The 13,500-nt window shown below is 67.9% G+C and carries 5 protein-coding genes; 2 read left to right on the top strand and 3 right to left on the bottom strand.

Going from position 1 to position 13,500, the window contains the following annotated elements; all coding sequences use genetic code 11:
- Nucleotides 1-334: 334 nt before the first annotated feature.
- Together A3CQ_RS0109595 and A3CQ_RS0109590 are read left to right on the top strand one after the other, a co-directional pair.
- On the top strand, nucleotides 335-901 hold the full coding sequence (locus tag A3CQ_RS0109595) for an RICIN domain-containing protein (RefSeq protein WP_020510714.1): 567 nt from the start codon (nucleotides 335-337) through the stop codon (nucleotides 899-901).
- A gap of 130 nt (nucleotides 902-1,031) precedes the next feature.
- Nucleotides 1,032-1,577, top strand: coding sequence for a hypothetical protein (locus tag A3CQ_RS0109590; RefSeq protein WP_020510713.1), 546 nt, complete (start codon nucleotides 1,032-1,034; stop codon nucleotides 1,575-1,577).
- Nucleotides 1,578-1,644: 67 nt separating this feature from the next.
- Here A3CQ_RS0109590 and A3CQ_RS0109585 read toward each other — a convergent pair whose 3' ends face one another.
- The 3 genes from A3CQ_RS0109585 to A3CQ_RS52185 form a co-directional block, all read right to left on the bottom strand.
- Complete coding sequence (locus A3CQ_RS0109585; RefSeq protein ID WP_020510712.1) at nucleotides 1,645-1,833, bottom strand: hypothetical protein; 189 nt, start codon at nucleotides 1,831-1,833, stop codon at nucleotides 1,645-1,647.
- Nucleotides 1,834-1,939: 106 nt separating this feature from the next.
- Nucleotides 1,940-2,452 carry an SUKH-4 family immunity protein gene (locus tag A3CQ_RS0109580; protein WP_084698998.1) on the bottom strand — a complete coding sequence of 171 codons (513 nt, stop codon included), beginning with the start codon at nucleotides 2,450-2,452 and terminating at the stop codon, nucleotides 1,940-1,942.
- 4 nt (nucleotides 2,453-2,456) lie between these two features.
- A complete protein-coding gene (locus tag A3CQ_RS52185; RefSeq protein ID WP_051115208.1) occupies nucleotides 2,457-13,493 on the bottom strand; it encodes a LamG-like jellyroll fold domain-containing protein in 11,037 nt (3,678 codons plus the stop codon).
- Nucleotides 13,494-13,500 lie beyond the last annotated feature (7 nt).

The raw sequence follows: 13,500 nt of genomic DNA, 5'->3' as shown, positions 1-13,500 counted from the left end.
CGTGCGTGCCGGCTTCGCTCTCCAAGACCGGGCAGCCGCGCGATTTGTGACAGTCCCGCGCGAGCAGGTCCTCGAGCTCCGCCAGATTCCCACTCCGTGCCGCCGCCCGGCCGCGATGCCGGCCCGGGCCCGGAGCACCAGCCTTGCGGAGCATAGGGGCCCGCGCTCGGCCGGCGTCAGCCGCTCCAGCATCAGCCGGGCCGCCGCCGCATCGACCGCCCCCCGCACCACCTCCTCGGCCTCCCCCAGCACCCGGCAGGCCGCACGGCTTGACTCTTGACGGTTATCAGCCGTTAGATGGCTTCACGTACCGCGAGTCCATAATGGAGGTTAAATGCGCATCAGACGCATGCTCGGCGTGAGCTCCGTCCTCGCTCTCCTCGTCACCCTCGCCGTCCAGGCGCCGGCCCGGGCCGACGTTCCCGTCGCAGGTTCGTGGTACTTCTTCCAGAACATGGTCACCGGGAAGGTCCTCGCCGTGAACGGCGGCCAGATGCAGAACGGCGCCAAGATCATTCAGTACGACGAGATCCGGAAGCCGGACACCTGGCCCATCAACGACCAGACCTGGTACATGTCCACCTCCGACGGCGGCGTCACCTTCATCCTGACGAACTGGAACTCCGGCCGGGTCATGGCGATCCCCAACAACAACACGGCCAACGGGACCGGCGCGATCCAATGGGACTACGTCCCCGGCCTCTACGACCAGCAGTGGCGGATCGAGGCGTCGAACGCCTATCCGGGCTACTACACCATCCGGAATTGGAACAGCCAGAAGTGCCTGGGCATCCCCAACGGCAACAAGGCCAACGGCGTACAGGCAATCCAGTACGACTGTAAGAACTCCTACAAGGACCAGTTCTGGGACGTCCGGAAATTCGGCATCGCACCCAGCTGAGCCGGGCCCGAGCTGACTGCGTGGGCTGACCGCCAGAGCAATGGCTGACGGTCAGCCCACGCGACGTCCGGCCGCCACCCCCGCCGGAAATCGCGCGACAGCCGCGTGGCCCGCTCGGCACACTTGCCCGGTGCCGGAGCCGGAACTGAGTGAGCAGGACTACCTGCGGCAGATCGAGCTGCTCGCCCTCGACGTGGTCGACGCCGCGCGCGGCGAGGGCCGGATCGGCAACGACGCAGACCCGCCCGGGGAGACCGCTCTGCAGCGTGCCGTCAACGCGCTGGCCTGCCGGCTGCGGCACCAGCACTTCGAGGGCGACGGCTGCGTCGAGGACGACCGCCCCCTGATGCGGCTCGGCGGCGCGGCGCTGATCGGCCCGGGCACCGGCGACGCGAGCCGCGACAACTACCGCACCGGCTGCGCGCGCCTCGGCGTCGACCCGCGCCCGGACGGCTGGGCGCTCTGGTACTGCTGGGACCACAATGCCCGCGCTCACACCCTGGTGACCACCGCCCTGACCACCACCCGGGCTTTGCTTGAGAGCTGGGCGCGCGGCCGGGACGTGCACCCGGCGTGGCCGCTGCGCAGCCAGGTCCGCGCCGTGGCCCGCGGCTGGGTCGGACCGGTGGTGCTGTCCCCCGGCCATGCCGCCGAACGCGAGCTCGGCGGCCGGTGACCGGCGAACCTGCGGATCAGGCCGGCGACCTCCTCGGGCAGGCCGGACGAGGTCACGATCCGTTTGTCTAGAGGGAGCTCCCGAGAGCGTTGTAGAGGCCGTCCGGCGTCAGCCCGAGCTTGTAGAGCAGGTTGGTGTCCGCCGGGTTCTCGAGGTCGATCCGCTCCGGCAGTTCGGGCGCGACGCGCTCGGCGTGCTCGGGCCCGTAGACCCGCCGGACTACGTTGAGCGCGTGCTCCCTGCTGATGACGGCCATGACAGCCTCGCTTCCCGCTGGACATCCCACTCCCGACACCAGGTATGACCGCACAGACCGCCCGGTTGTGACGAGCCCGAGTAATCAAGCCGGTGGCGAGGCGACGCTAGTGTTCTGCTGCGCTGGAGATAAGTCCGGGCGCATAATCTCCAATTCTCATGTCAGAGACATATTCGAGCCAGAATCCGTCATCACTCAACGCAGTTTCGTCGATGCGCGTGAGCAGCTGTTCAATGCGGTCAGTGGCGGCCTCGATCTGTTCGATCTCCGCGTCGTCCTCATAAAACGGATACCGACTCGAGACCTGCTCCACACATGCCCTGAACAACTGCACGCTCGAATTCACCAGAAGCCGGTTCGGCGGACCCTTCCTTCGCATCGTCACGACCCGGCCGGAGGATAGCTCCACGTACATCCCAACGTGCGGACCGCAATCCGCGAACCACAGGTCGCGGTCGTTCTGGGCCGAAACCACTACGGGATCGCGTCGCACCACATACTCGAACCCGATCAACTGATCCGGCAGACCAACCTGCTCGAACTCCCGGCGAATCTCCTCCGGCACGTCTTCGTCCCGAATCGACAACCGAAGCAAACGGTAACCTGGTAGTTCCGTCACCTCACTACCCCCACAGCTTCTTTACGGCCGCCTTCAAACGATCAGTGGTTTCCGCTCGGATTGCCTTGGTCTCCGCCGCGTTCCTGCCGTTCCATCGGAACGACCAAGTAACGTTCACCAGCGGGTTCCCGCCATCGTCCGTGAGGTTCGGCTGGCACTTGAAAGCGCACGGCGCCCGCTCCGAATAGAGATCCTTGATGTTGTGGATGCCGCCCGCCTGCTCGATGAGGTCATCCTCGGCGTGCAGCTTACCCTTCGAGCGCCCGGTAATGACTGTTCCATCGTGCAAGCGTGCCGCGCCGTAATTTCCCTTCCCGGGTCCACCCAGGTCTCGCCCATCGTCCAACCGCCTGCTCTTGGTCGCGTTGACCAGAGCGTCGTCGGAGTCATAGTCGACCTGCTTGCCGATCTCGCACCGATTGTTGTTGTGTACGAGGACTGGCGTCGATCCGGCAACGACGTAGTACGTGTGGATGTCGTTGACCGTGAGGTCGTCCATCCATTTGAGGCCGGTCCAGACCTTGACCGCCGCGACGGTCTGGGTGGTCTCGCCGTCGGGGCTGCGGAGCTTGTCGCCGGCCTTCAGGTCCTTGGCGTCGGTCCACTCTTGCTTGTCGGCGTTCCAGAACGGGTGGTTCTGGGTGGTGTGCAGGACGCTCGCCTTGCCGGTCTTGCCGTCCTTCACCGTGACGTCGGCCAGCTCGGTGTCGTCGTGATGATGCAGGACGCTTACCGTCTTGGCCTCGGTCTTGCCCGTGGACGGGTCGGTGGAGAGGACCTTGTCGCCCAGCTTGACGTCGGCGATCGGCTTGGTGTCGCCGTCGGCCATGACGACCTTGGTGGCCGGGTCGAAGCTGTGGCACGGCGTCTTGCCGCCCATGGCACCGCCGGTTGCCGCGCCGATCAAGGCCCCGGTCGCCGCGGCCTGGAAGGCCTGCTTCATGTTGACGTGGCCGGTGGTCATCAGCTGGTCGGCGACGTCGCCCATGCCGCCGCTGATGCCGCCCTCGACGCCGCCGGATATCGCACCCGACAGGGTCTTGCCGAGGATGCCGCAGCCGAGCTTGGCCGCGGCCATGCCGGCGATCTTGCCGCCGATCACGCCGCCCAGGCCGCCGGTCGCGGCGCCGATCACGCCGGTCACGGCGCCCATCGCGGCGGAGGCGGCCAGGTCCTTCAGGCTGTGGATCTCGCCCAGCGCGGCGTCCTTGGCCACGTTGATGGCGGCGCCGACCAGGATGCCGCCGACCGGGCCCAAGGCGACCGTCGCGACTACGGTCAGGGCCACCGCGGCGATCGTGATGATCGCCTTCTTGTGTTCGTTGTAGAACTTGACCGTCGCCTTCTTGGCGTCGCTGATCTTCTTGGTGACCTTGTGGTAGGCGCGGTTCGCCCGCTGTTTGAGGGCATTGCCCTTACGTTCGGCGTCTCGGTGGGCCTTCTCCGCCTTCTTGTGCTCCTGCCGGGCCCTCTTGGTCGCCTTCTTCCGGCCGGCATCGGCCTTCCGCGCCAGCTTGTGGTAGCCGTAGTGGTCGGCCACGACCGCGACCTTGCCGAGCGTCCACGCCTTCGCCTGGTAGTAGTACGACGACGCCTGGTGATAGCCGGCCGAGATCCAGCTGCCGGCCCACGAGGTCACCGGGTTGGAGTTGACGACGCTCTTGACCTTGGACTTGAGCCAGCTGCCGAAGCCGTGGCCGGACGGGTCGGTGCCGATCAGCGGGTTGTCGTTGGCGTACGCGTACTGGTTCGCGTTCACCGAGTCCGGAACCGGGCTGTTCGAAGCCGTGTCCCGCGAATCGAACTGACCGGTGCCGGTGTTGTACCAGCGGGCCGCCATGTTCACCCGGCTGGTCAGCGCATCAGTCCATTCCGACTGATAGCCCAAATTACCGATGATCCCGGCGGTCGTCTTGATCGCACCCAGCGGATCGAAGATCGTCGAACCGGACAGCGTCGTCCCCGTGTCCGTGAACTGGCCGACCACGTCGTCGTGCACGTCGGTCCAGACATCCCGGTTGTTACCACCCGAGGACGTGCCGACCACATCGTTGTCGGCATCCCGCACGTACGTGGCATTCGCGTCCGCGGCCAGATCATTGCCCGTGCCGGTGTACGAGAACCCGGTCTTCAACGCGCGCCCGAGAGCGTCGTACGTATAGGACGCCGTCCCACCCGCACCCGACTGCGACAACACCTGATCGAACGCGTCCGACACCGTCGTGTCCGTGCTGGTGCCCTTGGCCACCGCGGTCATCGTCCCCCGCGGCGAGTAGGTGTAGCCCGACCCGGTCGAGTCACCCACCAGCCGGTTGCGCTGGTCATACGTATAGGTGGTCGAACCATTCCCGGTCCGGTTGCCCGACGCGTCATACGTGTACGCCGTCGTCGTCGTGCCATCACTCCACGACGTCAGCCGGTCTGCGAGGTCATACCCATACGTGTTCGTCTTGGTCGTACCACCGAAGTTCGTGGTCGTCTTCGACGTCTCGTTGCTGTTCGCATCCCACCCGTACGCGATCTTCGCGATCGACGTACCCGACGCCGTCTTCAACTCGTCGACCGTCGGCCGCTTCAGACCGTCGTACGTGAGGTTCCGGGTGTTGCCCGTCCCCCCGTAGGTGATCTTCGAGACGTCCGAGTCGGCGTCGTAGGCATACGTGAGGTTGGTGGCCGTCGTCGCGTTCGTCAGGTTCGACAAGCGGTCGGCCGTGTCATAGGTGAACAGGGCCGTGCCGGACGCATCAGTCCGCGTCTTGACCAGTCCGTCCCGCGTGTAGCTGAAGGACGAGTTGCCCGACGGCCCGCTGATCGACGTCGGCAGCGAACGGTCGTCGTAGCTGATCGTGTTCGTGCCGGTCGGCGCCGAGAACGACGTCATCCGGCCCGCCTGGTCGTACCCGAACGTCCGGGTCGCCGTCGCGGCCTCGGCCCCGGCGCCGGCCTCGGAGGTCAAGTTCCCCATCGAGTCGTACGCGTAGGTCTGCCTCACCCCACCGGGGGCGGTGACCCCGGTCAGCTGCCCGGCCGCGTCATACGTCCTGGTCCACGTCCGGTCCGACGTCGCCGAGTACGAGTTGGTGACCGGCTCGATCGTGGACTCGGCGGCGTTCAGCGAGTTGTACGTCGTCCAGAACGCGTTTCCGCGCCCGTCGGTGTACCGCGTCCGGCTGCCGTTCAGGTCGTACCCGAACGACGTCGAGATCGAGGTCGTCGCGCTGGTCGGCTGCTTCTCCGACAACAGCAGACCCGTCGGGTCGTACGTGAACGTGGTGGCCGTGTTCCGGCCGTCGGTGCTGGTCAGCACGTTGCCGGCCGCGTCGAACGACTGCGACGACTTGGTCAGCTGCGTGCCGTTCGCCTCGTACGACGCGGTCGAGTACGCCCGCGACAGCATGTCGTACGCCGTGTTCTGGTAGGCGCCGCTCGGCTGCGTGACCCGCGTCGGCCGGCCCAGACCGTCGTAGTCGGTCCTCGTGGTCTGCCCGGCACCGTCGACGCTGGTGACCTGCTCCCCCGCCGCGTTGTACGTGTAGCTCTGCGACACCCCGTTCGGCGAGGCCTCCGACTTCAGGCGCCCGGCCGGGTCGTACGCGTACGTCGTGGTGTACGCCTCGCTCGTCTGCCGGACCACCTGCGTCGAGGTGACCCTGCGCCCGAGGTAGTCGTACGTCGTCTGCGCCGTCGCCCCGGTCGGCCCGGTCACCGACGTCGGGTTGCCGCCCAGGTCGTACGCCATGGTGGTGACGCCGTCGTTCGGCGCGGTCGTCTTGGCGACCCGGCCGAGCTGGTCATAGCTGTACCGGGTGACGTTGCCCAGCTCGTCCGTGCTGGAAGTGGCCTGCCCGAGCGTGTCGTAGACGACCGAGCTCACCGGGTTGATCGTCGTCCCGCCCGGCGTGGTGTAGGACGGCGCGTGCGTCTCGTAGGCCCGCCCCGCGCGGTCGTACACGTACGTCGTCTGGTTGCCGTTGCTGTCGACCGACTCGGTCGCGTCACCGAACGTGTCGTACCCGGTGTAGGTCACCGGCCGGGCCACGACCGCTCCGGCGGCCGTCTCGGCGGTGACCGCCGCCCCGGAAGCGACGGCGGGCCGGTCCGCCTCGTCGTACGAGACGTCGGTGGCATTGCCGCGCGCGTCCACGGACCGCAGCGCCAGGCCACCCTCGTCCATCTTGGTCGACGAACGGGTCACGCCCGCACCGGCCGCCGGAGCCGTGCCGCCGTAGATCGCCGCGACCTGCGTGTCCGACAGCGAACGCTGGTAGACCTGGACGTCGGAGACCTGCCCGGGCCAGGCGTCGGACTTGCCGCCGGCCCACTTGCCGCCGCCGATGATCATGGGCCCGTTGGTGTTGATGGACGTCGTGCTGGCGCTGCCCTGCGGGGCGCCGTTGACGTAGAGCGTGACCTTCGTGCCGTCGAACGCGGCGGCCAGATGGGTCCACGTGTTCAGGGCCGGCACGGCGGTGGAGGTGACCCCTACGGTGTTCGTGCCGTCCTTGCTGATCAGCATCCGCCACCGGTTGGTGGTGTTGCCGGCGTAGCCGAGCAGGAACGCGCTCTGCACATCACCGTCCTGGGAGACGGCGGCCCGGTTGCCGGTGTTGCCGGTCAGGTAGACCCACGCCGACACTGTGTAGGCACGGCTGGTGTCCAGCACCGCGGTGTCCGTGGTCATCCGGGAGTTGCCGCTGTCCGTGAAGACCGCGCTGCCGGTGTGACCGGGCGGCGCCGCCGTGGACCAGGAGCTGCCGGTCGCGGCGGCCGGGCTGCCGCCGGCGCTGTCCGCCGCGGTCGTCCCGGACGTCTCGTCGAGCTTCCAGCGGGCGATCGGCGTGGTCGCCGGGTCGCCGTTGTAGCCGATCTCGGACCGGATCCGGCCCTCGGCGTCGTACTGGTGATCGGTCACCGACAGCGCACTGCCCGAGCCGACCGCCTGCGTCGTGCTCACGACGTTGTCGTCCGGCGAATAGACGTTCGTCGTCACCCGGTTCAGGCCGCTCGGGTCGAGCGTGGTGACGTCCTGCCGGCTCGCCGCGTCGTAGTGGAAGTTCGTCGTGGTCGCGCCGTTGTCGGTGACCTGCGTCGTCAGGTTCCCGGCCGCGTCGTAGGTGTCGGTCTCCTGGACGAACACCGACGCGCCGTCGGCCGGCGACCCATCATCCTTCAAAGGCTTGTCGGTACGGATCACCTGCGCGGTGAGTCCGTCGTCGGTGTACTTGTACGCCGTCGTCCAGCCCTGCGCGTCGGTCGTGCTCGCGAGCCGCCCGTTCGGGTCGTACCTGTTGGTCTCGGTGACCAGATCGACCGGGTCGGACGGGTTGTTCGGATCCCCGGTCCAGCCCTTCATCGTCTCGGTCAGCACATTGCCTTCGGCATCGACCTCGTACGCGGTCACGCCGCCGTCCGAGTCGGTTTCCGCGACAACCTGGCCGTACGCGTTGTAGGTGAAGGCCGTGGATTTGCCGACCGCGTCGGTCTGCGACTCCTTCTGCCCGTACGCGTTGAACGACACCGTCTCGGTGCGGGCCACATCGCCGCCGGTCGCGTCCGCGGTCGTCTGCGACGTCATGTTGCCGTCGACGTCGTACACGTTGGTGGTGACGCCGGTGTGCACCGCGCCGGTGACCCGGTTGGTGACCGCCGGGTCGGTCTCGCTGACCACCCGGTCCTGGTCGTCATAGGTGAACGTCGAGGTACGGCCGGCGGCGAACGTCGAGGTCGTCACCGTCTCACTGATTTTGCGACCGAGCTTGTCGTACGTGAAGCTGGTGATCTTGCCGGCCGGCGAGACGACCCTCGCGATGTCGCCGTTGGCGTTGTAGGTGATCGTCTGCTTGTTGCCCGCCGCGTTGACCACCTGGTACGGCAGGCCCGGCGGCGCGAACCCGGAGTCGGCAGCCGCGATCGTCGTGCCGTCGGTGAAGCTGGTCGCGGTCACCCGTCCCAGCGGATCCGTCGTGCTGAGCGGGTTGCCCTTGGCGTCGAACGCGTAGCTGGTCTTGTAGGTGTTGTCGGTGGCGCTTGCCGACCGCCCGTCCCGGCTGGCGGTCATCACGTCGTTGCGCGGATCGACCGCGCTCGCCGAGTTCAGGTAGTACTCGAAGTACGACGTCGAGCACTTGCTGATGGACTGGTCCTGGCAGGTGATCCGCTGGATCGTGTTGCCCCGCGCGTCCTGGACCGCCTGCGTCCACACGCCCGTCGGGTCGTACACCAGGCTGGAGAAGCCGCCGGTGTCGTAGCCGTACCGCGTCGTGTTGCCGAGCGTGTCGGTCTCGGCGACCTCGCGGTTGTTGACCAGGTCATAGCTGTACGACTGGACCTTGCCGCCCGGATCGGTGACCGTGACCGTCTTGACCGGCATCGTGATCGTCTTGATCGTGTTGTCGACGGTGGTCACGGCGACCGGGACTGCCTGCTTGCTGGCCGCCCACTGCGCCGAGACCTGGTCGGCGGTCAGCTCCGAGTCGTAGAACGCTGCTTCGGCGAGTTTGCCGGAGAAGTACGAGGTGGTGTTGGCGGGTAGGCCGGACCAGCCGGTGCCGGTGAGGCCGGCGCCGAGGTAGGCATGCGCCTGCGAGCCGGGGGTGAGCGCGACCGCGCCGGTGCTCGCGGTCACCGCGGCGCCGTCCACGTAGAGGGTCTGCTTGGTGCCGGAGGTGGTGAGCACCGCGTTGTGCCACTTGCCGTCGTTGACCGCGGTCGGGGAGATCAGCGACATGGTCCAGGCCTGCTCGGCGCCGCCGTTGCAGGTCCACAGGATCAGCTGGGTGCCGTCGGTGGTCGAGGCGCCCGGGTCGGCCAGGCACTTGCCCGAGTTGGGGTTACGGAACGAGCCGTTGTACGACTCCCACTTCTGCGCGACCCCGTTGTTGCAGGTGTACAGCTGGATCAGGGTGCCGTTGGCGGTGCCGGAGCCGTTCGCGTCCAGGCACTTGCCCATCGCCCGGATGGTGCCGTCGCCGTACATCGTCCAGTTCTGCGCCTGGCTGTTGTTACAGGTCCAGATCTCGACCTTGTTCTTGTCGGTCGTGTTCGCGTTGAAGTCGTCCAGGCACTTGCCGGGCAGGCCGAGCCGGAGCGGGCCGGTCGGGGTGGTCGACGGCGACAACGCCCGCAGCTTCCCGTCGGCGCTGATCCACATCGAGGGCAGGCCGGGTGCGGTGGTCTCGCCGAGCGCGCCGGCTTGGGCGCCGTAGATGACCTTGCCGGTGCCGGTGGTGTTGAACCAGACGCCGACCGAGTTCGCCCCGGTGGAGGCCACGGAGCCGGGCATGGCGACGTTCGAGGTGGCGCCGTCGAATTGGGTGGCGGTCGCGTCGTTGAACGGTCCGGTCGCGCCGAGGGTGACCGAACTGTAGGAGGCGGTGTCGCCGGCTACCTCGTTGACCGCGTCGGTGACATCGGAGTCGATCTCGCCCAGTCGCCAGTAGTTGATGGGTTTCGCGCCGAGTACGGACGCCTCGTACACGTCGCTGCTGCCGGTGATCGTCGGCGTGCCCATCGTCCACGCGCCGCGGTTCTCGTCGGTCACCTTGGTGACCAGGCCGGTGACCGGGTCGACGTCGATCCGGGCCTGCTGCTTGCCGGACGGGGTGTAGACCCCCCAGAGGATGGAGCTGTAGTTCTTCGCGACCCAGTAGAGGTCGGTGACCTCGGAGCTGGTGATCGCCTTGTTGTAGAAGGCGACGTCGGAGATCGAGCCGTTGAAGTAGGTCGCGGTGCCGGTCAACCCGGTGTTGGCGTGGTCGGGCCAGCCGTAGCCGACGAACCCGGCCCCGATGTACTCGTACGACGAGCCGGTCGAGCCGTACATGGCGATCGTGCCGGCCAGCGGCGTGGCCTGGGCGACGCCGTCCAGGTACATGGTCTGGGTGTTGCCGGCGCCGGAGAGCACGACGTGATGCCACGCGCCGTTGGTCACCGTGCTGTTGGACTTGATCGGGGTGGCGGCGCCGTTCCAGAACTCGCCGCGCAGATAGCCGTTCTTGTCCACGTACAGTGCCGGGGTGAAGTTACTGGACGTGGTCCCGGCGGTGATCGCCGACGCGCTGTAACTGAACAGCACCCCACCCGGCGTGCTGGTCTTGAACCACATGCTCAGCGACTGGTACGAGCCGTCCGCGATCAACTTGCCCGGCAGCTGGACGTAGGAGTTGGTGCCGTTGAACCCAGCCGTCGTCGCCGTCGTCGAGCCGAGGCCGGCCGCCCCGCCCAGCGTCACGTTCTTGTAGATGCCGTTGTCGGTGCCGGCGTTGGTCAGCACGGAACTGGCCGCGGAGGTGCCGGTCGCCTCGCCGAGCCGCCAGTACGAGTACGGGTTCAGGTTGAGCGTCGCGTTGGGGTATTGGTTATTCCAGTTGCCCCAGTTGAAGGTCGTACACGCCGTCGTCGTCCCCGGCGGGCAGACACTCAGCAGCCGGTCGTTGGTCGTGTAGCTGTAGGTCCAGACGTAGCCGGAGCCGCCCGCGGCCGGCGCGTCGGTGGTCACCGTCGCCACGTGACTCACGGTCAGCGACGGGGCCGGGGCGGTGGTCCAGCCCAGCGTCAGCTTCCGGCCCGACGCATTGGTCACCGTCGAGATCAGACCATTTGCGTCGTACGCAAACGTAAGGGCCCGACCATTCGCGTCGATGATCTGCGTGACCTTGAAGACGCCGCTTCCCGCCGAGCGGCCGAAGACGTACTGGGTCGCGTCCTTGTCGGTGAGCGTGTAGCCGGTGACCGTGCTGCCCGAGGTCTGCGCGGTGAAGACCGCGTACCGGCCGGATGGTGGGGTGAATGTGCCGTCGGCGTTGCGGCCGAACGCCACCTCCGAGCCGTTGGGGTACGTCACCACCACGGTCTGCACGGCCCCGGCGGCGTCCAGCTTCTGGGTCGCCTTCGTGTCGAAGATGCTCGACCAGCCCTGGCCGAACGCTCCCGTGCGGCGCGTGTCGAGGCTGTTGTAACTGCGGGAGACTTCGAGCGTCGGGCCGACACCGGCCACCGAGGCGTCGGTGACCGAGGTCGTGTAGTTGCCGTTGTTCGGGTCGAAACCCACTCCTGGGTTTTGCGCCAGGTCGGATGTCAGCCTCGGTTGCGGCACTGGGGTGCTGAAGGCGTACAGGGAGGACGCGGCCGCGGTATGGAGCTTGTCCCCCACCGTCACCGAGTAGTAATAGGTCTGATTCCAGGCCAGCTTCCCGGCCGGGACCTGCCAGGTCGAGGTGGTGATCGTGCCGGAGCTCGCGACCGCGACGGCCGAGCTGTTGTAGACCGTGTACGCGTAGCTGAGGCCCTGGTTCGGCCAGGCATCCGGGTCGTGGGCCCGGGTCACCAGCTGCGGGGTCAGCGTCTCCACGGTCGCGTTGTTCGCCGGGTACCGGGTGTCGACCTGCGGCACCACGTCCGACGTGTAGGTCAGCGACAGCTGCGGCGCGTACGCCCCGGAATTGAATCGCTCGGAGGTGAACCGCTTCCAGGCGTTCGAATCGGTGACCGACGAGGTCAGCGCGAGACCGGTCAGCACCTTCGACGTGGTCCAGGCGTTCAGGGCGCCGACGCTCAGCGGCACGGTGACCCACTTGCCGATCGACCGGTCGGCGCCGGTGTTCGTGCAGGCGGCGCCCGGGTCGGTGACGGTCAGCGAGCCGATCGAGTCGGCCTGCAGCGCCGGGCCCGGATACGCGGTGGTCGCCAGCGTCGTGGCCGACCAGGCGGCGGTCGGCGGGTAGACGTAGAAGATCCGGTCCTCGGTGCAGGAGTACTGCCAGGTCAGATAGAGCTTGAGGCTCGCCGCGGTGACCTTGGCGCCGTTGATCTGGTCGTCGAAGTACCCGAAGTTGATGTACGAGCGGGCCTTGGTGGTGCCGCCGTCGTAGGTGCCGATGGCCAGGTTGTTGCCGGCCTGGTCACCGGCGTCCGTGCCGGAGTCGTTGTCGACGTACGCGCTGCCGGTGTCCACCGTGGTCAGCGTGGGGTCGACCTTGACCGGGTAGACGCGGGCCGGGTCGTCGAGCCAGGCACGGTCGGCGACAACCTTCAGCGCGGGCGCGCCCTCCGACGTGGTGGTGAGGCTCATCGTCACCGCGGCCGAGTGGGCGAAGTCGCCGGACCGCTTGTCGAACTTCGAGTCGCTCATCGAGCCGTGCGGGAACCACGCCTGAACCTTGCCGGCCGCGTCGACCAGCTCCACCGAGCCGCCCGCCGTCATCCGCGGGGTCAGGCCGTCGAGGTGCAGCGGGAAGACCCACTCGTTCGGGGCCGACGGAGAGTCGAGGACCAGGGTCTCCTTGACGCCGCTCGTGATCGTCTGCAGCTGCAGGTCGGTGCCGGGCAGGACGTCGCCGTAGGTCGCCGTCGAGCCGGCCACCGTTGCGGTGCTCGGCGCGGCGTCGGCGAGGTCGTAGCCGATCGACTGCCCGCCCGGCAGGGTCACGCTCGCGACCGGGTCGGCGGCTGGGGTCTCGGTGGTGGGCGTCGCGCCGGTGGTGGGCGTCGCGCCGGGAGTGGCGGTCGCCGCCTCGCCGGTCTTGCCTGCCAGCGAGACCCGCAGGCCGCTGGCCTTCATCTTCCAGCGGCTCGCGCCGTCCCTGACCAGGGTCGGGTCGATCTTCTGCCACGAGTCGCCCGACTTGAAGTTGCTCGCGCCCGGCTTGAAGACCCGGGTCGTGGTCCCGTCCGCGTTCGTGAACTGGTCCATGCCGGCCGCCGACTTCGCGGCGTCGCGCTTGCTCGTCCTGGCGTCGTAGCCGCGCGCCCGGCCGTCGGCCTTGACCGGCTTCGTCGACGGGTCGTACGGCACGTACGGGTCGAGGCCGCCCTTGCGCGCCTTGTCGGGCGCGCGGCCCGCACCGCCGTTCGCGGCGGTCGCGGCCGTCGGGACGTAGCCGCCGTGCTGCGGCCGGCTGCCCTGCTTCTGATCGGGCAGCCCGGTGATCGGCGACGCGGACGCCCACCGCACGTCGAGCAGCCCCGTCAGCCAGCCCAGCGGGAAATGTCCACCTTGGACATTTTCGGCCGGCATCGCCGTCGACAGAAGGAAAACCAGCAATGTGAAA

Origin of the sequence: Paractinoplanes globisporus DSM 43857, from assembly GCF_000379645.1 — a bacterium.
GTDB lineage: Bacteria > Actinomycetota > Actinomycetes > Mycobacteriales > Micromonosporaceae > Actinoplanes > Actinoplanes globisporus.
This window is presented reverse-complemented; position numbering and strand designations above follow the sequence as displayed.